This is a genomic window from Sphingobium sp. TB-6, assembly GCF_012927365.1.
In the GTDB taxonomy this organism is placed as follows: Bacteria; Pseudomonadota; Alphaproteobacteria; order Sphingomonadales; family Sphingomonadaceae; genus Sphingobium.
This window is the reverse complement of sequence record NZ_JABBGL010000010.1, coordinates 1-21,448: the sequence shown is the minus strand read 5'-3', so window position 1 is coordinate 21,448 and position 21,448 is coordinate 1. Positions and strand designations below refer to the sequence as shown.

Genomic DNA, 21,448 nt, shown 5'->3' with positions numbered 1-21,448 from the left:
AGCGAACGGACCCAAGTCAAGGCTTCCCCTTGGCATCGGCGCGTTTCGTGCGCAAAGTGGCGCTGGCCGCTGCCGGATCATCGGGCCAGGGATGCTTAGGATAGCGCCCGCGCATTTCCTTGGCCACAGCGCTCCAGCTTCCCGCCCAGAAGCCGGGCAAGTCGCGCGTGGTCTGGATCGGGCGGCCTGCTGGCGAGGTGAGCGACAGGACCAGCGGAGTGCGCTGGCTGCCGACCACCGGATGCTCCTCCAGGCCGAACAGCGCCTGCACGCGCAGTTCGACACGCGGTCCCCCTTCGGCGGCATAGTCGATTTCATGGGCGCTGCCTGCGGGCGAACGGAAATCGGGCGGGGCGAGCCGGTCGATCTGTTGCTTGCCGTCCCAGCCGATCAGGCCTTCGAGGACGCCGGAAAGCTGCGAGCGGTCGATGTCGGACAGGCGGCGCTTGCCTTGCAGCAGCGGCGGCAGCCATTCGTCCAGCGTCTCCATCAGCGCGGCGTCGGACAGCGCCTCCACCCCAGCAAAATCCGCCCGCATCCTGAGCGAGCACGCCGCTTCGGACCAGGGGAGCAGGTCCAGCCCGCCTTGCCCCACGCCTTCGGTCAGGGCGGTGACTACCGCTTCCGGATCGGGGCGGTCGTCGGAGCCGGAGGATAGCCTGACCGCGCCCAGCCGCCGTTCCCGCAGCGCCTCGATCCCTCCATTGGCCGGGCGGAAGCGCACCGTGCGATGCTCCGCGATGCGAGCGCCGAACAGGGCGATGACCTCCGCCTCGCTGATCGGCGCGGCGGACAGGATGCGAGCGCCTGCTGCGCTGCCCTGGACTTCTCCGACCGCCAGCCATTCCTCTCGGGCAAGCGGGCTGAGCGGATCGAGCCGGAAGCCGCGCCCGCCGACGCTGGCCCAATCCGCGCCGTCGGCGGAGCGGCGCTTGGACACGCGGTCGGGGAAGGCGAGGGCAAGCGCGAGGCCGGTTTCATGGCCCTCTCCTACGCCGACATTCCCTCCCCCGACCCCTCCCGCAAGCGGGAGGGGAGCTAATTTGCTCCAGCGCTTTGCCATGGCCCGCGCCGCGTCGGCCCGTTTCCCGCTTTCTCGCCGCCAGCGCATGCGCCGCTGCGACAGGTCGACGTCCTGTCCGCCAACTCCCCGCTCGCCCAGCAGCACGGCGACCTCCGCCGCGATGTCCGCCAGCCCCATTTCGCCAGCCCGCACTAGCATATGGCCGATGCGCGGCTCCAGCGGCAGCTTCGCCAGCGCCTTGCCATGCGCGGTGATTCGCCCGTCCGCGTCCAACGCCTCCAGCACGGTCAGCCTTTTGCGCGCTTCCGCCACCGCAGCGCCCGGCGGCGCGTCCAGCCAGCGCAGCTCCGCCGGATCGCTCACGCCCCACAGCGCGCAGTCGAGGATCAGGCTGGAAAGGTCGCTCTCCAATATCTCCGGCGGGTCGAAGGGCGGCATGCCCGCCGTCGCCGCCGCTTCCCACAGGCGATAGGCGACGCCGGGCCGTTGCCGCGCAGCGCGACCGGCGCGCTGGGTCGCCGCCGCCTGGCTCGCCCGCTCCGTCACTAGCCGCGTGACGCCCGCCGCCCGGTCGTAGCGCGGGCGTCGCGCCAGCCCGCTATCGACGACGATCCGCACGCCGTCGATGGTGAGGCTGGTTTCCGCAATGGAGGTGGCGAGGATGACCTTCCGCCGCCCCTCCCGCGAAGGCCGGATCGCCGCCCGCTGCGCCGCCGGGTCGAGCGATCCGTGCAGCTTGTGGACTTCCACGCCTGCGCCCTCCAGCCGCTCCGCCGTCCGCTCGATCTCCGCAACGCCGGGCAGGAAGGCGAGCAGATCGCCCTCGGCTTCCTCGCTCAGCGCCCGGCGGATGGTCGCCGCCATCTCATCCTCGATCCGCTTTTCGGCGGCGCGCCCGACATGGCGCAGCGCCAGCGGCTGGATGCGGCCTTCGCTCTCCACGACCGGAGCGCCGTCCAACAGCGCGGCAAAACGCGCCCCGTCCAGCGTTGCGGACATGGGCACGATCCGCAGGTCGGGCCGCAGCGCGCCCTGGGCATCAAGGGCCAAGGCCAGTCCGAAATCACTGTCCAGGCTGCGCTCATGCACTTCGTCGAACAGGACGGCGGAGACGCCTGAAAGCTCGGGATCATCCTGAATTCGCCGGACGAAAATGCCTTCGGTCAGCACCAGCAGCCTTGTGGCCTTGGAGGCCTTCGAATCCAGGCGCGTCGCATAGCCGACCGTGCCGCCCACATCCTCGCCCATCAACTCGGCAATCCGCTCCGCCGCCGCGCGCGCGGCCAGCCGTCGGGGGGACAGCAGCAGGACTTGGCCCGTGCACCATGGCTCGTTCAGCAGGGCGGGGGCCACGGCCGTCGTCTTGCCCGCGCCCGGCGGCGCCACCAGCACGGCATTGCTGCCTTTGCGCAAGGTGGCGAGCAGGTCGGGCAGGACGGCATGGATCGGCAAGGGGATCGGCAGGGCGGTCATCGCTGCCCCCTCTCGCGCCATTCGCGCCTCAACGCAATGATTCAGCCGAACAGCAGCGCGTGGATCGGGTTCTTGGGGTCCAGCAGCATCTTGGCGGTGAGCGCCAGCGACATGATGATCAGCAGCGGCCGGATCAACCGGCTGCCGAAGCGCATCGCCAGGCGTGATCCGATCTGCCCGCCGGTGATGCTGCCCACCGCCATGGCGAGGCCGACGATCCAGATCACATGCCCGCCCGCGATCATGATGAGCAGCCCGGCCAGGTTGCTGGCGAAATTGGCCGCCTTGGTCTGCGCCGTTGCGCGGACAAGGCCAAGGCCGCCCAAAGCGATGAAGATAGTGGTGTAGAACGCCCCAGCGCCCGGCCCGAAAAAGCCGTCGTAAAAGCCGATCGCGCCGATCAGCAGGCTGAGCGCCACCACGCCGACCCGCTGGTGCCGGTCCATTTCGCTGATCTTGGGCGAAAAGGTGAAATAGGCCGCCAGCGCGATCAGCAGCGCGGGCATTAGTCCGGCGAGGATGGACGGGTCGACCCGCTGCAACAGCCATGCCCCGCCCGCCGAGCCAACAAAGGCGGCGATCAGCGGCCAGCGATAGGCCTTGAGGTCCATATGCCCTGCCCGCGCATAGGCGATGCAGGCGCCGAACGTGCCGAGCGAGGATTGCAGCTTGTTGGTCGCGACGGCCGGTACGGGCGGGATCCCGGCGGCGAGCAAGGCGGGCAGGGCGATCAGCCCGCCGCCGCCCGCCATCGCGTCGATGCATCCCGCCATCAGCGCGGCGGCCATCAGAAAGGCGATGGTTTCGGGAGAGGGGATCATGGGCGGAAATGCGCTGATTGGAGGAGAATATTCGCTGCTCCTGCCTTCGCAGGAACACCGAAATCAAACGAACCGAGCGCCTGTTCCCTCAATAGGCTCGCGCAATCGCGAACTCGACCCCTTCGGTCAGCGCTGCCTTGGCCTTGCCGTTGTCGAACATGCCGAGCGCGTCGATCGCCCGCTGGCCATAATGCCGCGCCCGCGCCAGCGTGTCCGCAATCGCGCCCGTCTTGCGCAGCAGGCCGGTCGCATAAGCGAGATCCTCGTCGCTCACCCGGTTGCCCGCGATCGCGGCCTTCCAGAAGGCGCGTTCCTCGTCCGAACCGCGCGCATAGGCCAGGATCACCGGCAGCGTCACCTTGCCATCGCGGAAATCGTCTCCCGCATCCTTGCCCATGGTCGCGCCGTCCGACTCATAGTCTATGGCGTCGTCGATCAGCTGGAAGGCGATGCCCAGATTGCGGCCATAGACGTCGAGCGCCTGCTCCTCGGCCTCGTTGCGATCGGCCACCACGGCGGAAATCCGGCACGCGGCGGCAAACAGGGCGGCGGTCTTGGCGCCGATGATGTCGAGATATTGCTCTTCGCTGGTGTCGATCTTGCGCTGGGCGGTGAGCTGGTTGACCTCGCCCTCCGCGATCACGGCAGAGGCGTTGGAGAGGATCTTCAGCACCTTGAGCGATTCCGCCTCGACCATCAGCTCGAAGGAGCGGGAGAAGAGGAAATCGCCCACCAGCACGCTGGCGCTGTTGCCCCAGATGATATTGGCGGTCTTGCGGCCCCGGCGCAGCCCCGACCCGTCGACCACATCGTCATGCAGCAGGGTCGCGGTGTGGATGAACTCGACGGCGGCGGCCAGTTTGTAATGGCGCGACCCGGCATAGCCGACCAGATCGGCGCAGGCGAGGGTCAGCATCGGCCGCATCCGCTTGCCGCCGCCTGCGATCAGATGGCCCGCCAGTTCGGGGATCAGCGGAATGCGCGACTGCATCCGGTCCAGGATGACGGCATTGACCTGATTCATGCCCTCAGCGACCAGCGCCATCATGGGGGCGAGCGAAGGCGCGCTGTTGGCGCGGCCGATGGGATGGACATTGCCGGTGGCGGATGCTGTCATGACAAGCGCCATGTGGCGGGCCAAAATGCTAAAGGCAAGCGGGAATAGCTTGCGCGGGCGTGCGGAAGCGGCAAAAAGCCTCCCAATTGATCGGAGGACCACAGTGGACGAGACTTTGAAGCGCTATCGCGAGAGCATCGACAATATCGACGCGGCGCTGGTCTTCATGCTGGCCGAGCGGTTCAAGATCACCCAGGCGGTGGGTGAGCACAAGGCGACCCACGACCTGCCCCCCGCCGATCCGGGCCGGGAGGAACGCCAGATCACGCGTCTGCGCCAACTTGCGACCGACGCTAATCTGGACCCCGACTTCACGGAAAAATTCCTGCGCTTCATTATCGATGAGGTGATCCGGCACCATGAGCGTCTGCGCGAACAGCAGGGCTGAGCGTCAGGCCGGTTCGGTGATTTCCTGGCCGCGCGCGGGCCGTGTCGATCGGCCCAGCATCACCCCGCCGAGCGCCAAAGCGAAGCCGATGAGCTGCACCGGCCCCAGCCGCTCCCCGAACAGCAGCCAAGCCTCGATGGCGGCGAGCGGCGGCACCAGCAGCAACAGCATAGACATGCGCGTCGGCCCCTGATGCCGCACCAGCCACACCAGCAGCGACAGTCCACCCGCCGACAGGCCCAGCACCGACCAGCCCAGACCCAGCCAGAGGATGGGATTTCCATCCCAACGATATTCGCCTACGATCAGCGCCGCCATCAGCGCGACCAGCGCGCCGCCCGCATTCTGCACCGCGCCTGAAATCGCGATGCCATCGCCGGCAATCGCCCCGCGCTGGATCAGCGTGCCGCCCGCCATGCCCAGCACCGCCACCATCCCCGCAAACGCAGGCCATATCGTGATCGATCCCGCGCCCGCCCGCCCGATCGCGGGAAGCAGCACGCAGCCGACCCCAAGAATCGCGATTGCCAGCCCGGTCCAGGCGCGGGGCGGTAACCGATCCCCCAGAAAGGCGACGCTCGCCACCGCGACCATCAGCGGTTGCAGCGCCCCCAGCAACGCCATGACTCCGGCGGGCATGCCGTTGTTCACTGCCCACCAACTGAGCGTCAGATAGAAGCCGTGCAGCATCGCCCCAGCCGCCAAGTGCAGCGTCAACCGCCGCCCGCGAGGCAGGGCTTGCCGTGCACAAAGCGCGGCCCCTGCCAGCAGCAGAGTCGTCAGCGTCAGCCGCAGGGCAAGGATCAACTCCGGCGCAGCGTGGGGCACCATGGCCCGTGCGACGATGAAGCCGGTCGACCAAATGAGAATGAAGAGAAGGGAGGCGAGGGCGGCAATCATGTCCGCGCCTTTGGCCTAATGGCACTCGGTTGTCGAGTTTTGGCCAATGCAAGCCATTGATTGATCCGTGTTCCTGCGAAGGCAGGAACCCAGTTCCGCCGCTTGTGGATCATCGCACCGTAGGAACTGGGCTCCTGCCTTCGCAGGAGCGCGATGCGCTTCAAGGAAAGCAGCGCGAAGCAGATCGTCCGCCTTCCAACCGAAACCGTCTCGCTTATTCCCGCCCCGCCCGGATCGCAGCACCGCCGGCAAAGGGCGTGATCGCGACCAGCAGCAGCGATGCCGCGCCCAGGAATTTGAGCGCCGCGCCGCTGCCGTCGCCCAGCGTCCCCGCGCCGAAGATCAGCAGCGGCACGGCCAGCGGCAGCGCCAGCAGCCCCGCCAGCGCGCCGCTCGATCGCAGCCCGGCGGTCAATGTCGCCACCAGCAGCCCCAGTGCCGCCAGCGCAGGCGTGCCGATCAACAGTCCCGCCTCCAGCAAGCCGATGGTCGCTCCATCCAGCTTCAACAGGGCAGCGGCGGGCAGGGTCGCGATCATGAGCGCCGGGCCGAAACCCAGCCAATGCGCGATCAGCCGCGCCAGCACGACCATCTCCTCCCCGATGCCGCGCAGAGCGATCTGATCGAGCACGCCCGCGTCCCTGTCCGGCGCCACCAGCCGGTCCACCGGCAAGAGGCTGGCGAGCAGCGCCGCGATCCACAGCATGCCGCCACCAGTCCGCCGCAACAAGGCCGCATCGGGCCCCACCGCAAAGGGATAGAGGCTGGCGACCAGCAACAGAAAGGCGACGGGCAGCCACAGCCCGGCGGACTGCCAGGCCTGCCGCAAATCCCGGCTGGCCAGGGTCAGGAGGATATTCACGCGTCCTCCTCCGCGACATGATCCTGCATCGCCAATATCACCGGCGTCGCCAGCGGCAGCGGCTGATGCGACGCAGCGACGACGATTCCGCCCTTGGCCAGATGCGCCGCCACCGCATCGCCCAGCAGTTCCAACGCCGCATCGTCCAGCCCGTTGCCCGGTTCATCGAGCAGCCAGATCGGCGCGCCCCCAGCGATCACCCGCGCCAGCGCCGCGCGCTTGCGCTGGCCGGTCGACAGCATGCGCACCGGCACCTGGCGGAGCGCCTCCAGCGCCATCGCCGCCAAAGCCGCGTCCAGCGCGCCCGGCGCCGCCGCATCCAGCCGCGCCCAAAAGCCGAGCGCCGCGCCGAGCGGCTGTTCCATGTCCAGCGCCAGCCGTTCGTCGGTCAGCGCGACCCTGCCATGGCGGTCCACCGTTCCCGCCGAAGCGCGCAGCAGCCCGGCGCAGATCCGCATCAGGCTGGACTTGCCGATGCCGTTCGGCCCTTTCAGCAGCGCGCTGCCGCCCGGCTCCATGGCAAGATCGACGCCGCGGAACAGCAACCGCCCGCCGCGCACGCAGGCGACGTCCGACAGGTGCAATCCCACCCGGCTCATAGGGTGACCATGTCCTCCAGGACATGCATGTCGAGGTCGGAGAGGCCGAAATGATGGCCGATTTCATGCACCACCACATGGGTGATCAGCATGTCGAGCGGCACGCCGGTTTCCACCCATTCGTCCAGCAGCGGACGGCGGAACAGGTGCACGGTCGGCGGCATGTCGCCGGTCTGCGCCGCTTCCCCCACCGGCCGGCCGGAATAGAGGCCGGTGAGGCCGAAGGGATCGTCGATCTCCATCTCCTTGAGTATTCCGGGATCGGCAAATTCCTCAACGAACAGCACGACGTCGGAAAGATGCGACCGGAACGGTTCGGGCAGGCGCGTCAGCGCCTTCAGCGCCAGCTTTTCGATATCCTCGCGCGTCGGCGCAAATCGGGGTGGTTGACCGGCATCATGCATAGGGAAGACATAAAGCATGTTCCGAATCGTCTGCAAACTCTCGACGCACCGGAAAATGGGTTAATGCCGTCGGATGAGGCGGGGAAAAGTCAGGAAAAAGAGATGATCGCGAAACTGGATGGAGAGGAACGCGCTCTGGCGCTCAGGAACTTGCCCGAATGGACGGCCGTTCAAGACCCTGACGGCATCCGCCGCCTCTTCACGTTCAAGGATTTCACCGCCGCCTTCGGTTTCATGACGCAGGTGGCGCTGCTTGCGGAAAAGGCGGACCATCATCCCGAATGGTCGAATGTCTACAACCGGGTCGACATCATATTGACCACCCATGATGCGGGCGGCCTGTCGCGCCGCGACATCGACCTCGCCACGCAGATCGACGCTCTGTTGTAAGCGCTATTGCGATGCGTTGCCCTCGATCCGGTCGTCATAGCCGCTGAGCGCGGACATGACCGCCGGGTCACGGGCATAAAGCTGGCGCAGCAGCGCCAGCCGGGCGTCGGTGCCCGTGCAAAGCTCCGCTATATTCTCCTGCAAATAGGCAAGCCGCTCCGTATCATAGGCTTCCTCGCCGCGAAAATGGTCGCAACTGTCGCGGTCCACCATGTAGCGCGTCACCTCATCGGGAAAGGGCTGGGCGTCGGCCGCACCGTCAGAGGGTGGCAGGTCCAGGACATAGGCCGGGGGCCGGATGTTGGCCACAGATGGTGTTGTCGGCAGCGACTGCGACGGCGTTTTACTGGTCGGATCGGCGGGCGTCCGATTTCTCGCCTTCCGTTCGCCGCCCTGCGCCGCTTGCATGTCGGCAAGGGCGGGATCGATGTCGGGAAGAATGGCGGGGGCTGATGCCGGAGCCGCCGCTTCGCGGGGCAACGGCGCATCCCGCGTCAACGACGAATCGGGCAGGGCGGCCCGTTCACCAGGCCGTTCTCTCGCGCTCACCTGCTCGTCGGGGGCTGGAGAACAACCGGCAACCAGCGCCAGCACCATCATCGGAAACAGCGTCCGGCCTGCGTTCACCCAATCTCCTCTCGCAAGCTGGCGATCAGATCAGCGACATGGTCCAGCCGCTTTTCTTCTTCATCGAGGATCGCCAGGAAAGCGGTCCGCCTATACTGATGCACCGCCTCCTGCGAAAGACGGCTTGCCGCAGGCAATGCCGAAATCACGATATCCAGAAGCCGCTCCACCCCATGGAGCCGCCCCCAGAGATAATCATTCTCGCGATAGGCGCGGCTGAAGAAGGCGCCGAAATTGTTGAACTCAATGCCTTTCAGCGTGGCTTCCGCCCCGCCGGGCCGGATCGCGCTGCAATCCTCCGGCGAAATCCGGTCGACCTTGACCGGATCATATTCGTCCATCCCATGGCCTTGCAGCAGCGGCAGGGTGGCGATGTCGTAAAAGGGAAAGCCGAGATAGGCGAGCAGCATGGTGCGCCGCGCCGCCTTGGGCAGCCCCGCCAGCGCATCGGCCAGCATCATGTCCGCCGCCTCGTCGCGTTCGCGCAAGCCCCGCAGTTGCGCCACCGCCTCCAGCGCGGCGCCCGGATCATTGGGCACCTCCCGCGCCGCTGCCCGGATTTCGCCATTATAGAAATCGACGCCTTCGCATTCGGTATAATGCGACAGGGCGGCATAGATGGCGTCGTGCATCTTCTGGAGGATGGCATCATCCGTGGTCGTCTCCACCTCCAGCGTCTCGGCCAGCCGCCGTGCCAGAAAACGCAGGCGGCGAATGCGGAAGGGCAGGTCATGCTGGCGGAAGAAGCCGACCGGGGCGGAGGCGGGACCGACATCCTCGGTCAATCGATCCGCACCGATCGCGCGCACATGGCTCCACAGCGACTGGCGGTAGCTTTCGCGCATCAGCGGGCTTTCCTCCCCGCTCAGGCGGAACAGCAGGTCGGCCAGATCCTCGACAATGCCGGAAAGCTTGAGATGCCCGTAAGCCGGAAAGGCGAAACCGGCGGAGTTGGCCGCCCGCTGCTGCGCCTTGCCGCGCCAGGCGGAAAGCCGGGCAGGCGTCGGCCGGTCGAGGAACAGCATACCGCCGATGGTGCCCTCCACCTCGGCCTCGATCCCCGGCCGCAGCGCGTTCAATATGCGCACCATGCGCCGGATGCGGGCGCTGTGCCGGTCGATCGCCTCCAGATTGTCGCGGATCGGCTGTTCGCGGGGAATGTCGCTCAAGGCGCCGAATATGGTGCGGAAGAAGCCAGGCAGGGGCGCCTCCTCGCCCGAAGGCGCCTCCTCCGCCTCGCCCTGCCGGTTGAGCTGGATCGAGCGGTGCCCGGGCTTGGGGTCGATATAAACGAAGCGCCGATCGACCTCCCGCCGGGACGGACGGTTCTTGAGCGCGCCGATCGCCTGCGCGAAGGGGGCGTTGGCCAGCACCGATCCGTCGATCAGCACGGCATCCTCCACGCGGCCCCGCGCGGCGTGGCGGGGCAGGGCGCGCGTCAGGAAGGCGTCCCGCGTCGGCCAGGCGCGATGGCGGCGTTTCAGCACCCGGTCCAGCTCGCGCACGGTGAAGGGCGGGAAGGCGCCGGGGAAGCTGGCGGTCGCGCGCGCGGCGAAGACCAACTCGGCAGGATCGGCAAGGCTGCGGCCGACCTGACCATGGGCGCGGAAGCCGATCGACAGGCGATGCTCCGTCTCCACCACCTGCGGCGGGCTGTGGAGGTTCAGGCTCTGCGGATGCCCTTCGAAATCAGTGACGGTGACGAACAGGTCCAGCGGATGACCGGCGGGCAGCAGCGCGGGGCCGCGCCCGGTCGCCTCCATCGCATCGAAGGCGTCCAGGATCATGGCGGTGAAGACTTCGCCGCCAAAGGGCGGCTCGAACCAGCGGGAGCGGATGAAGTGCGACAGCTTGTGCCGCACCTCCTCCCGCGTGTCGGGGGCGACGGTGCGCTCGACCGTGTCGCCCGGATGCCGCGCCGCCATCCAGACGAGCGGGGTCGCCCAGAATTTGGTGATCCGCCGGGCGGGCCGGGCGTCGGGGTCGAGCAGCCTTTCGACATCGGCATTGTCCAGCCACATGTCGGTCAGCGGGTCGAGCGACTGGCCCGTCTCGATCGCCTGTGCCAGGAAGATGCCGTTGATCCCGCCCGCGCTCGCGCCCGCGATGATATCGGGCATCACGCGCAATTTGACGCCGCAGGCCTGTTCAAGATCCTTCAGCAGTTTGCGATAGACCGCCTCGCTGCTGTTGCCCGATGGCGCGCCGTCATGAAAAGCCCGGCTGGCCCGAGCCAGATGCCAGATTTCCTTTGTGATGCCGTGCATGTAGACGGCCAGGCTGATCCCGCCATAGCAGACCAGTGCGAGCCTGAGTTCCCGCTCTTTCATGGGGTTGAGAGTTGCAGAGCAAGAGCCGCTTGTCGAGAGAGCGTTGATGGGTATGCGCGTTTGTCCCACGGGAATCGCGCATCACCCCAGCTTGAACTCCGCCCAGATCGGCAGATGGTCCGAAGCCCGCCGCGCCGCCGCGCTTTCATGCACGCCGCAATCGGCCAGCTTCAACTGCCCGCAATGCATGATGCGGTCGAGCCGCGCCACTGGCCGCCGCGCATGGAAGGACCGGCCGCAGGGCGCGAAGCTGTAATGCCGCGCGAAATCCGCGAGGCACCCCCGTTCCGCGCTCCATTCGTTGAGGTCGCCCATCAGCACCGTCGGCATGGTGTCGCGCAGGCCCGCCGCGTGGATCACCGCCGCCGCCTGCTTGCGCCGCCACAGCCCCGACAGGTCGAGATGCATGCCGAAGATGCGCAGGCTCGCCTTGCCCAGCGTCACCTCCGCCATGGTGGCGCCGCGTGGTTCCAGGCAAGGCAGGTGCAGCACGTCATGCGTGCCGATTTGCGCTTCCTTGCGCACCAATATGGCATTGCCGTGCCAGCCCATGGAATCGACATGCACGTTGAGCGGCACCGGCTTGTAGGGGCTGATGCTCTCCAGCAGCCAGGGCGGCAGTGCCGCCGACCGCACGCCGAAGCGCCGGTCCGCCTCCTGCAGCGCGATGATGTCGGCGTCCAGTTCGTTCAGCACGTCGATCACCCGTTCCGGAACCCGGCGGCGGTCGGTGCCAATGGCCTTGCGGATATTATAGCTCGCGACACGAACGGTCTTCATGTCGAAACAATGCCCCACTCCGCGCCCGGTTTCCATGGGAAGATGCAAAGGGGATTTGTGTTCCGCATATGTTCTGATATGCGTGCCCCATGGCAAAGGCAAAGCGCAAATTCGTCTGTCAGCAATGCGGCACTGTTTCAAACCGTTGGCAGGGGCAATGCGACGATTGCGGCGAATGGAACAGCATCGTTGAGGAAGTGGCCGAAACAATTTTTTCCGCCCGCCATGATCTGCACAGCGGCGGCCGCGCGCTGAGGCTGGTGGGCCTGGACGACAAGGTCGAATTGCCGCCCCGCACCACCACCGGCATTGCGGAGTTCGACCGCGCTTTGGGCGGCGGCATCGTCTCCGGCTCCGCCACGCTGATCGGCGGTGACCCCGGCATCGGCAAGTCGACGCTGTTGTTGCAGGCCGCCGCTCGCATCGCCATGGCGGGACACCGCGTCGCCTATATCAGCGGCGAGGAAGCGGCCGATCAGGTCCGCTTGCGCGCCCAGCGGCTGGGCCTGGGCAATGCCCCGGTGCAACTCGCCAGCGCCACCTCCGTCCGCGATATTTTGACGACGCTGGGAGAGGAAACGCCGCCCGCCTTGCTCATCATCGATTCGATCCAGACCATGCACAGCGACCTGATCGAAGGCGCGCCCGGCACGGTGAGCCAGGTGCGCGCTTCCAGCCAGGAACTGATCCGCTTCGCCAAGCAGCGCGGCACGGCGCTGATTCTCGTTGGCCATGTCACCAAGGATGGCAGCATCGCGGGACCGCGCGTGCTGGAACATATGGTCGACACGGTGCTGAGCTTCGAGGGCGAACGCAGCCATCAATATCGCATCTTGCGCGCGATCAAGAACCGCTTCGGCGGCACGGACGAGATTGGCGTCTTCGCCATGGTGGCGGAGGGGCTGGAGGAGGTGAGCAATCCTTCCGCCCTGTTCCTGACGCACCGCGATGAAACGGTAACAGGCGCCACCGTCTTTCCGGCGCTGGAAGGCACGCGCCCGGTGCTGGTGGAGATACAGGCGCTGGTCGTCCGCCTTTCCAGCGGCGCTACCCCCCGCCGTGCGGTGGTCGGGTGGGACAGCGGGCGGCTTGCCATGGTGCTTGCCGTGCTGGAGGCGCGTTGTGGGCTCAGTTTCTCGACCTGCGAAGTCTATCTCAACGTCGCGGGCGGCTATCGCCTGTCGGACCCCGCCGCCGACCTGGCCGTCGCCGCCGCGCTGATGTCCGCGCTGTCGGAACGCCCGGTTCCCGCCGACGTCGTTCTCTTCGGTGAAATCGCGCTGTCCGGCGAAATCCGCCCGGTCGCCCATGCGCCGCTCCGCCTGCGCGAAGCTGCCAAGCTGGGCTTCAATCGCGCCTTCGTGCCTGCCGCCGTGGCCGATGGGGTGAAGGGCATTTCCGTCAGCGGCTATCGCGCCCTCGCGCAACTTGTTGACCAGATGCTCGGGCGCGGATAGCCAGCAACGCGATGAACGCGATCGATATTCTCGTCCTGCTCCTGATCGGCGGTTGTGCGATCTTCGGCCTGATGCGCGGCTTTGTGCAGGAAACCCTGTCGCTGATCGCCTGGGTGCTGGCGATCTTCGCAATCCGCCTGTTCCACGCTTCGGCCACCGAGCTGGTCACACCCTTCATCGGCAGCACCAGCGGCGCGGCGGTGCTCGCCTTCGCGCTGGTGTTCGGCATCACCTTCGGCGCGGGCAAGCTGCTGGCCCATGCGATCGGCCGCCGCACGCGCCAGTCGGTGCTCGGTCCCGTCGACCGCGTGCTGGGCGCGGGCTTCGGCGCGGTCAAGGGCTTGATCGGCGCGACTCTGGTGTTTCTGGCGTTCAGCCTCGTCTACGACACTTTCTACGGCAGTGGTGCCCGACGCCCGGATTGGTTGTCCGACGCGCGCACCTATCCGCTGCTCAATGCCAGCGGTCAGGCGATCAGCGAATTCGTGGCAGAGCGCCGGGCGCACAAGTCTATGGAAGCCGAATAGGTCGGTTTCGGTTCAATTATCGGCCTTGGGATATCAGCTCCTCATCCTGACCGGGATGACGGTGGCCGAACGGGCGGCCTCATCCTTGAACCTTTGATGGACCGGCAGATGCGCCGCCTTGCGCATTTTCTGGATCGGGTCGCCACGCTCAATTGACAGCGTCCGTCATTGCGTCGAAAAGAACAAATCAGGAACAAACAATATGGTCGAGTCGGTGAAGTCCCTCGCCGCCCTCAGGCGGCATATTGCATCGCTGGAGGGCGTTCCAGCCTCGCAGCCTCATGCGCGGGTGGAAACCGGCCATGCGGCGATCGATCAGGCGCTGGATGGCGGATTGGCGCGTGGCCGGGTGCATGAATTCTTCGCTGCGGTGGAGGAAGCGGCGGCGGGGGCGGGATTGGCGTTAATCCTGGCGCGGCTGGCGGCAGGGGATGCGCCTCTGCTCTGGCTGCGGACGGCGGCGGCGGGGCGGGCAGGGGGCATGCCCTATGGTCCGGGACTGGCGGCGCTGGGAGTCGATCCCGAGCGGCTGGTGATCGGCGTGATGGCCGATGACGGGATGCTGTTGCGCGCTGCGGTGGATGCGCTGCGCTGTCCGGCCTTGGGCGGGCTGGTGGTGGAACTGCATGGTTCCGCGCCCTTGCTCGACCTGACGGCCAGCCGGCGGTTGGCGCTGGCGGCGGAGGCATCGGGCGTGACGGCCTTCATGTTGCGGGTGGGCGGCGATCCGGTGCCGAGCGCGGCGGATACGCGGTGGCGCGTGGCGGCTGCGCCTTCGCTGCCCGTGCCGGGGAACGGGCCGGGCATGTGCGCCTTCGATCTCAGCCTGTTGCGGCGGCGGGCGGGGCGGGATGGGCTCGGCTGGCGGCTGGTCTGGGACAATGGCCGGGGCATGTTTGAAGAAAGTGGAGGTGGGCGCGATGAACGCCATGACCTTGGCCAGAGCGGCAGGGAACAGGATGGCAGGAGACAGGATGGCGGAGGACGCGATCGGCAAGCGCCGCTATCTGGCGCTGTGGTTTCCGTTCCTGCCGGTCGACCGGCTGCGGATCGCGCGGCCTGACCTTTGGGCAGCGCAGGGCGAAGGGCCTGCGGTCGTCGTCGAGCAGGTGCGCGGCGCGATGCGGCTGGCGACGCTGGACGCCGATGCCCTGGCGCTGGGCCTGACGCCCGGCATGACGCTGGCCGACGCCCGCGCGCGGGAACCCGGTCTGCGTATGTTCGATGCCGATCCCCATGGCGATCAGGACTGGCTGGAGCGGCTGTGCGACGGTTGCGCCCGCTATACGCCGGTTGCGGCGCTCGATTCCCCCTTCGGCCTGATGCTCGACATTACGGGTTGCGCGCATCTTTGGGGCGGGGAGGACATGCTGGCGCGGGAGGCGGCGGAGCGGCTGGAGCGCCATGGCATGCGGGTGCGCCATGCCCTCGCCGGAACGGCGGAGGGCGCCCATGCGCTGTGCCGTTTTTCGGTCGGCGCTGCGGCGGACGAGGATGCGGCGCTGCGGCGCCTGCCGGTCGAGGCATTGCGGCTGGAGGAGGAAAGCGTGGTGGCGCTGCGCCGGGCGGGGCTGCGTACCGTGGGCGATCTGGCGGCGCGACCGGCGGCGATCCTGGCGTCGCGCTTCGGTGAGGAAGCGGTGGATGCGTTGCATGGCCTGCTTGGGTTGGGGCGGCGGCCGCTTGCGCCCCGGCGGTCGCGCCCGGCGATCCGGATCGAACGGCGCTTTGCCGAACCGATGGGCAGCACCGCCTTTGCCCTGAAAGTGCTGGAAGAGATGGCGGCGGAGGCGGGAGAGCGGCTCGGTGAACGCGGCCAAGGCGGTAGGCGGTTCGAAGCGCTGTTCTTCCGCAGCGATGGCCTCGCCTTTCCGCTGCGGGTCGAAACCAGCCTGCCGGTGCGCGATGCGCCCGCGATCATGCGGCTGGTGCAGGAACGGATCGATGCGCTGTCCGATCCACTTGACCCCGGTTTCGGCTTCGACATGCTGCGCCTCACCGTGCCGCAGGCTGAACCGATGGCGCCGACGCAATTGGCGCTGGAAGGGGGAGAGGCGCGTCGCGAAGAAAGCGTCGCGGCGCTGGTGGACCGGCTGTCGATCCGGGCGGGGCGGGCGCGTATCCAGCGGCTTCACCCAAGCGACAGCCATATTCCCGAACAGGCCCAGCTTGCCCTGCCCGCCATGGAAAGCCGCGCGCCCATGAACTGGCCGCAAAGCCAGGAGGCAGGCGACCCGCCCCTGCGCCCGCTGCATCTGTTCGATCCGCCCCAGCCGATCGATGTGGTGGCGCAAGTGCCCGACGGCCCGCCGCATCGCTTCCGTTGGCGGCGGGCTTTGCATGAAGTGACGCGCTATGAAGGCCCCGAACGCATCGCGCCCGAATGGTGGACGGCCAAGGACGGCGCGCTGGAGGGGGAAAGCGTCGGGCTGACGCGGGACTATTACCGGGTCGAGGATGCACGCGGGCGGCGCTACTGGATTTTCCGCCACGGGCTTTACGGGATCGAAGCGGTGCATCCGGGCTGGTATATTCATGGCCTGTTCGCATGAAACGGGGCAGCGGACCCGATCCGGCAAAACCCAAATCCATCGACCGGCGGGAGCAGGAGGCGCTGGAAGCCGTGCGGGAGAAAGCGCGGCGTAAACCACCGGGCCAATCCCCGCCGACTGAGGCTCCACCCTTTGCCGAATTGGTGGCCGCGACCAATTTCTCCTTCCTGCGCGGCGCGTCCCATGCGCAGGACATGGTGACGCGTGCTATCATGCTGGGCCTTCAGGGTCTGGGTATTGCCGATCGCAACACGGTCGCCGGCGTGGTCCGCGCCCATGTCGCGCGCAAGCGCTGGCCCGAACGGATGCGCGAGGCGCTGCTGGAAGCGCGCAAGGAAGCAGGCCAGCCGTTGGAACTCAGCGATGAAGAGGAGCGCGCCTGCCGGACCGATCTGCGGCTGGTCGTCGGGGCGCGGCTGGTCTTTGCCGACGGCACGCCGGACATCGTTGCCTATCCCGCGACGCGGCGGGGCTGGGGCGAACTCACCAAATTGCTGACCGTCGGCAATCTCCGGTCGGTGAAGGGCGACTGCATCCTGCGCTATGAGGATCTGACCGCCTATCTCGACGATCTGCTGTTGATCGTGATGCCCGGTTCCACCGCGACCGAGCAGACGGCGCATCGCAAGCCGGTGGAGTATGATTATGATGACCGGCCGCCGAAGGAGGCGATCAGGCAGGGCCATCTCAGCCTTGTGCCGCCGCCGCCTCCGGCCGATCTGGAGGGGCTTCTGGTCCGATTGTCGCGCTTGGCGCCGCGCCGGGTCTGGCTGGGGGCGGCATTGGGTCGGGATGGACGGGATGCGCGGCGGCTGGCGCGGTTCAAGGCGCTTTCGGCGGCGGCGGGCGTGCCTTTGCTCGCGACCATGGACGCCCTCTATGCCAGTCCAGCGCAGCGTCCCTTGCAGGATGTGCTGAGCTGCATCCGCGAAGGCACTGGCATCGCCAAAGCAGGGCGCCTGTTGGAGGCGAATGCGGAGAGGCATGTCCATAGCCCTGCCGAAATCGCCCATCTGTTCCGTGATTGTCCGGAGGCGGTGGCGGAAAGCGGGCGTTTCTTAAGTCAGGTGCATTTCACGCTCGACCAGCTTGCCTATGAATATCCCCATGAGCCGGTGCCGGAGGGCTGGACGGCGCAGCAATGGCTGGAGGAGCTGACCTGGTCGGCCGCCCATGCCCGCCATGGTCCGCGCATTCCCCGGAAGGTGCGTGAATCGCTGCGGCAGGAATTCGAACTGATCGCCAAGCGCAACTATGCCTATTATTTCCTGACCGTTCACGACATCGTGGCCTTTGCCCGGACGAAGGGCATCCTCTGCCAGGGCCGGGGTTCGGCGGCGAACAGCATGGTCTGCTTCCTGCTGGGCGTGACCTCCGTCGATCCGCGCAAGCATGACCTGCTCTTTTCCCGCTTCGTATCCGAAGAGCGCAACGAGCCGCCCGATATCGACGTTGATTTCGAGCATGAGCGGCGCGAGGAGGTCATGCAATATATCTATGAGCGCTATGGCCGCCATCGCGCCGGGATCGCCGCGACCGTCATCCATTACCGTTCGCGCAGCGCCGTGCGGGAAGTGGCGAAGGTGCTGGGCCTCAGCGAGGATGTGTCGACGCGCCTGTCCAGCACGGTTTGGGGCAGCTATTCCGGCGACATGGGCGATGCGCGGATCGTGGAGGCGGGCTTTGCGCTCGACAATCCGCAGATCGTGCAGTTGAAGGCCATTGTCGACCAGTTGCTGCATCGGCCTTTTCCGCGTCACTTGTCGCAGCATGTGGGCGGCTTCGTGCTGACCCAGAACCGGCTCGACGAGACGGTTCCGCTGCACCATGCGGCGATGGAGGATCGCAGCTTCATCGAGTGGGACAAGGATGACATCGACGCCCTCGGCCTGATGAAGGTCGACGTGCTGGCGCTGGGGATGCTGAGCTGCATCCGCCGGGCCTTCGACCTGATGCGCGAGCAGGGGCTGGGCGACCATCAACTGACGGTCGATATGGAGGCGGAGGACGATGCCGTCTACGACATGCTGTGCAAGGGCGACAGCATCGGCGTGTTCCAGGTGGAAAGCCGGGCGCAGATCAACATGCTGCCACGGCTGAAGCCGCGCACCCTCTATGACCTCACCATCCAGGTGGCGATCGTCCGTCCGGGGCCGATCGAGGGCGATATGGTCCATCCCTATCTTCGCCGGCGCTGTGGAGAGGAAAAGGTGACCTATCCCTCGCCCGCGCCGGACCATGGGCCGAAGGACGAGCTGGAAAAAATCCTCGACAAGACCAAGGGCGTGCCGCTGTTTCAGGAGCAGGCGATGCGGCTGGCGATCGTTGCGGCCGATTTCAGCGACGTGGACGCCAACCGGCTCCGTCGCGCCATGGCGACATTCCGCAATGTCGGCACCATCCATCATTTTCGCGAGAAGATGATCAAGGGCATGGTCGAGCGCGGTTATGAGGCGGAGTTCGCCCAGCGCTGCTTCAAGCAGATCGAGGGGTTCGGCAGTTACGGTTTTCCGGAAAGCCATGCGCTGTCCTTCGCGCGGCTGGTTTATGTCTCGGCCTGGATCAAATGCCACCAGCCCGCCGTGTTCGCCTGCGCGCTGCTGAATTCGCAGCCCATGGGTTTCTATGCCCCGGCGCAACTCGTGCGGGATGCGCGGGAGCATGGCGTCACCGTGCATGATGTCGATGTGAACATGAGCGGCTGGGACAATGCGCTCGAACCGTTGCTGCGATCGCGGCACGGCAAGCGGGGCGAGGGGCAGGGGCGGGCCTTGGCGCTGCGGCTGGGTTTACGGCAGGTGGATGGTTTTCGCGAGGATTGGGCGAAGCAACTGGTCGCGGCGCGGGCGGACGGGCTGTTTGCCACTATGGAGGATCTGGCGCGGCGGGCGGGATTGCCGGCGCGGGCCTTGCGGTTGCTGGCGGACGCCGACGCCTGCCGGTCGCTGGGGCAGGACCGGCGGGCTGCCCTCTGGGAAGCGCGGCGGACGCCTTCGGATGAATTACCCCTGTTCGCCGCGGCCAAGGCGCGGGAACTGGGCGATGAGCCGGATGCGATGCTGCCCGCCATGGCGTTATCAGAGCATGTCGAGGCCGATTATCTGGTGACGCGGCTGTCGCTCAAGGGGCATCCGATGCAATTCCTGCGCCCGGTCTTCGCGGCGGAGGGCGTGCTGAGCTGCGCGCAGACATCGGCGGTGAAAAACGGGACGCTGGTGAAGACGGCCGGCGTGGTGCTGGTGCGACAGCGGCCGGGCAAGGGCAATGCGGTCTTCATTACGATCGAGGATGAGACGGGCATCACCAACATCCTGCTCTGGGCGCGATTGTTCGAAATGCAGCGGCGGCCGGTCATGGCGTCGCGGCTGATGCTGGTCGAAGGGGAAGTGCAGCGCAGCAAGGAGGGAGTCGTCCACCTGATGGCTGCCCGAGTGCATGATCGGACGGTGGAGTTGGGGCGGCTTTCGCAAACAGGTGTGGAGGAGCCTTCTCGCAAGCCTCATGCACGTGCCTCAGGGCATCCGCGCAATGTGCGGATCTTGCCGCAATCGCGGGATTTTCATTGAGGATGGAAATGGCCAGGAGTGAACGCCAACAATCGTCATCCCAGCGAAAGCTGAGATCTCGTGAGGCCAGGTCGTGCGCTATCGCCTGAGATCCCAGCTTTCGCTGGGATGACGGAAATGATCTCCGCTCTCGGGGCTGTCAGGAATTTATGGAATGGCCCGCCCCTTTTCCCCGGCATCGGATATGATGCTGGTGCTCGAAAAGGGAAAGGAGCGGACCGATGTCTATTGTGATCCTTGGCGTTGATCTGGGCAAGAACGTTTGCAGTGTGGTAGGCGTGGACGGTAACGGCGCGGTGGTGGTGCGTCGATCAATGCGCCGTCAGGGTCTGATCGACTATGTGCGCAAGCTCCCAGCCTGTGTAATTGCGATGGAGGCGTGCTGCGGTGCGCATCATCTGGGGCGGCTGTTCGCAGCGCAAGGACACGAGATCCGGCTAATGTCGCCCGAATATGTTCGCCCCTATATTAAAGCCCAGAAGAACGATGATCGAGATGCCGAAGGGATCGCCGAAGCTGCGTCGCGCCCGACAATGCGGTTTGTCGAACTCAAGAGCCAGGAGCAGCTGGATATTCAGAGTCTGCACCGAGCTCGTTCGCGGTTGGTGGCATCACGTACGATGTTGATCAACCAATTGCGGGCTTTCCTGCTCGAACGCGGCGTGATCTTTGCAGCCGGTCGCCGCAAACTGGAAATGGGCGTGGATGCGTTACTGGGCGATGGGGAGGAAAGCCTATCGTCGCGGATGCGTCAAATGGTCGCGGATTTGCGTGCCGAATGGCAGGAGCTTAATGCACGGATCGACGCGCTGAACGGGGAGTTTGTTGCGTTGGCTCGCCAGGATGAAAGCATGCGCCGGCTCATATCGGTGCCGGGAATCGGTGTCCTCAATGCTACCGCGCTGGTGGCGGCAGTCGGCGATGCGAGCTCTTTTGCCAAAGCTCGGGACCTGGGGGCCTGGCTGGGACTTGTCCCGCGTCAGCACACCACCGGAGGGAAGGCGCGATTGTTCGGGATCACCAAGCGCGGCAACACCTATTTGCGTACCCTGCTCATTCACGGTGCAAGAGCCGCGTTGCCGTCTTTATCCCAGAGCAACACGCCTCTCGGTCACTGGCTGAAGGCGATGATCGAGAGAGGCGTACATCGCAATGCTATCGTGGTGGCGCTGGCCAACAAACTGGCACGGATCGCGTGGGCTGTCCTGCGCAAGGATCAGTCCTTTGAACGCGGGCACGCTTGCATGGCTGCCTGATCAGATCGGCCGCACGCCAGCGCGCGGTGGCCAAAGAGGTTTGCGGGAAGGATCGAGAAGATGGCCTGACAGTCGACCGGCGTTTGGAGAGCCCGAGCACACGAACGGTACTTGATACCGCGGAATTTATGGAGCCCCAATCGCGCGGATGTCCATCTTGGCCATGGGTTCACCCATGAGACCGTATACGTTGACGCAGACTGATCAGAACAACGTAAAATCCTCTTGCAAACGGGGCGGGCCATACGTTCGTGTGCGGCGAGGCGGTTGACCATCAGGCCGTCATGGCCCTGATGAAGCGTTCGCCGAAGAGAACGGCAAATTGCGCCTTCGCCATGTTCCACTCGCGCGGCGGCATTTTCCACTCTTTCTCCG

The 21,448-nt window shown here is 66.4% G+C and carries 18 protein-coding genes; 8 read left to right on the top strand and 10 right to left on the bottom strand.

The genetic code is table 11. From position 1 onward, the window contains the following. Positions 1 to 16 precede the first annotated feature (16 nt). From hrpB to HHL26_RS14710, 3 genes are all read right to left on the bottom strand, one after another. On the bottom strand, positions 17 to 2,497 hold the full coding sequence (gene hrpB / locus HHL26_RS14720) for an ATP-dependent helicase HrpB (protein ID WP_066559335.1): 2,481 nt from the start codon (positions 2,495 to 2,497) through the stop codon (positions 17 to 19). Positions 2,498 to 2,538: 41 nt separating this feature from the next. After that, positions 2,539 to 3,318, bottom strand: a complete 780-nt coding sequence (locus HHL26_RS14715) for a TSUP family transporter (protein WP_066559332.1) — start codon at positions 3,316 to 3,318, stop codon at positions 2,539 to 2,541. A gap of 88 nt (positions 3,319 to 3,406) precedes the next feature. Then, positions 3,407 to 4,435: a polyprenyl synthetase family protein gene (locus HHL26_RS14710; RefSeq protein ID WP_066561905.1), complete on the bottom strand. Its 1,029-nt coding sequence runs from the start codon at positions 4,433 to 4,435 to the stop codon at positions 3,407 to 3,409. A 103-nt stretch (positions 4,436 to 4,538) separates the two neighbouring features. On the opposite strand from HHL26_RS14710, the gene HHL26_RS14705 reads away from it, so the two are divergent. Next, a complete protein-coding gene (locus tag HHL26_RS14705) occupies positions 4,539 to 4,823 on the top strand; it encodes a chorismate mutase (RefSeq protein ID WP_066559329.1) in 285 nt (94 codons plus the stop codon). A 3-nt stretch (positions 4,824 to 4,826) separates the two neighbouring features. Here the strand turns inward: HHL26_RS14705 and HHL26_RS14700 are convergent, their stop codons facing one another. The 4 genes from HHL26_RS14700 to HHL26_RS14685 all read right to left on the bottom strand — a co-directional run bounded on the left by HHL26_RS14700 (position 4,827) and on the right by HHL26_RS14685 (position 7,606). Further along, a complete protein-coding gene (locus tag HHL26_RS14700; protein ID WP_066559327.1) occupies positions 4,827 to 5,723 on the bottom strand; it encodes a DMT family transporter in 897 nt (298 codons plus the stop codon). A gap of 214 nt (positions 5,724 to 5,937) precedes the next feature. Beyond that, positions 5,938 to 6,585, bottom strand: coding sequence for a heme exporter protein CcmB (locus HHL26_RS14695; protein ID WP_066559326.1), 648 nt, complete (start codon positions 6,583 to 6,585; stop codon positions 5,938 to 5,940). Next, positions 6,582 to 7,184 (bottom strand): heme ABC exporter ATP-binding protein CcmA, encoded by a 603-nt coding sequence (gene ccmA / locus HHL26_RS14690; protein ID WP_066559325.1) that lies wholly within the window; start codon positions 7,182 to 7,184, stop codon positions 6,582 to 6,584. Before ccmA ends, HHL26_RS14695 begins: the two co-directional genes overlap by 4 nt. Continuing rightward, on the bottom strand, positions 7,181 to 7,606 hold the full coding sequence (locus tag HHL26_RS14685; protein ID WP_066559320.1) for a metallopeptidase family protein: 426 nt from the start codon (positions 7,604 to 7,606) through the stop codon (positions 7,181 to 7,183). Before HHL26_RS14685 ends, ccmA begins: the two co-directional genes overlap by 4 nt. Before the next feature lie 84 nt (positions 7,607 to 7,690). On the opposite strand from HHL26_RS14685, the gene HHL26_RS14680 reads away from it, so the two are divergent. Continuing rightward, positions 7,691 to 7,978 carry a 4a-hydroxytetrahydrobiopterin dehydratase gene (locus HHL26_RS14680; RefSeq protein WP_066561903.1) on the top strand — a complete coding sequence of 96 codons (288 nt, stop codon included), beginning with the start codon at positions 7,691 to 7,693 and terminating at the stop codon, positions 7,976 to 7,978. 3 nt (positions 7,979 to 7,981) lie between these two features. On the opposite strand, the gene HHL26_RS14675 is transcribed toward HHL26_RS14680, so the two are convergent. The 3 genes from HHL26_RS14675 to HHL26_RS14665 form a co-directional block, all read right to left on the bottom strand. Beyond that, positions 7,982 to 8,605, bottom strand: a complete 624-nt coding sequence (locus HHL26_RS14675) for a hypothetical protein (RefSeq protein WP_066559318.1) — start codon at positions 8,603 to 8,605, stop codon at positions 7,982 to 7,984. Then, complete coding sequence (locus tag HHL26_RS14670) at positions 8,602 to 10,935, bottom strand: patatin-like protein (RefSeq protein ID WP_066559316.1); 2,334 nt, start codon at positions 10,933 to 10,935, stop codon at positions 8,602 to 8,604. The genes HHL26_RS14675 and HHL26_RS14670 overlap by 4 nt, the downstream gene beginning before the upstream one ends. Positions 10,936 to 11,016: 81 nt before the next feature. Next, the gene (locus tag HHL26_RS14665) at positions 11,017 to 11,715 is read right to left on the bottom strand and encodes an endonuclease/exonuclease/phosphatase family protein (protein ID WP_176392455.1); all 699 of its coding nucleotides are present in this window, start codon (positions 11,713 to 11,715) and stop codon (positions 11,017 to 11,019) included. 89 nt (positions 11,716 to 11,804) lie between these two features. Here HHL26_RS14665 and radA point away from each other — a divergent pair, with 89 nt between their 5' ends. The 6 genes from radA (at position 11,805) to HHL26_RS14635 (ending at position 21,073) form a co-directional block, all read left to right on the top strand. Then, entirely contained in the window at positions 11,805 to 13,172 is a 1,368-nt protein-coding gene (radA, locus tag HHL26_RS14660) for a DNA repair protein RadA (protein WP_066559313.1), read from the top strand. 11 nt (positions 13,173 to 13,183) lie between these two features. Further along, a complete protein-coding gene (locus HHL26_RS14655) occupies positions 13,184 to 13,699 on the top strand; it encodes a CvpA family protein (RefSeq protein ID WP_066559311.1) in 516 nt (171 codons plus the stop codon). Between the two features lie 202 nt (positions 13,700 to 13,901). After that, complete coding sequence (locus HHL26_RS14650) at positions 13,902 to 14,762, top strand: hypothetical protein (RefSeq protein ID WP_066559310.1); 861 nt, start codon at positions 13,902 to 13,904, stop codon at positions 14,760 to 14,762. After that, positions 14,659 to 16,251, top strand: a complete 1,593-nt coding sequence (locus HHL26_RS14645) for a DNA polymerase Y family protein (RefSeq protein ID WP_066559307.1) — start codon at positions 14,659 to 14,661, stop codon at positions 16,249 to 16,251. The genes HHL26_RS14650 and HHL26_RS14645 overlap by 104 nt, the downstream gene beginning before the upstream one ends. After that, positions 16,248 to 19,817 (top strand): error-prone DNA polymerase, encoded by a 3,570-nt coding sequence (locus HHL26_RS14640; protein ID WP_066559304.1) that lies wholly within the window; start codon positions 16,248 to 16,250, stop codon positions 19,815 to 19,817. The genes HHL26_RS14645 and HHL26_RS14640 overlap by 4 nt, the downstream gene beginning before the upstream one ends. A 221-nt stretch (positions 19,818 to 20,038) precedes the next feature. Further along, entirely contained in the window at positions 20,039 to 21,073 is a 1,035-nt protein-coding gene (locus tag HHL26_RS14635) for an IS110 family transposase (protein ID WP_066559298.1), read from the top strand. Positions 21,074 to 21,448: the final 375 nt, after the last annotated feature.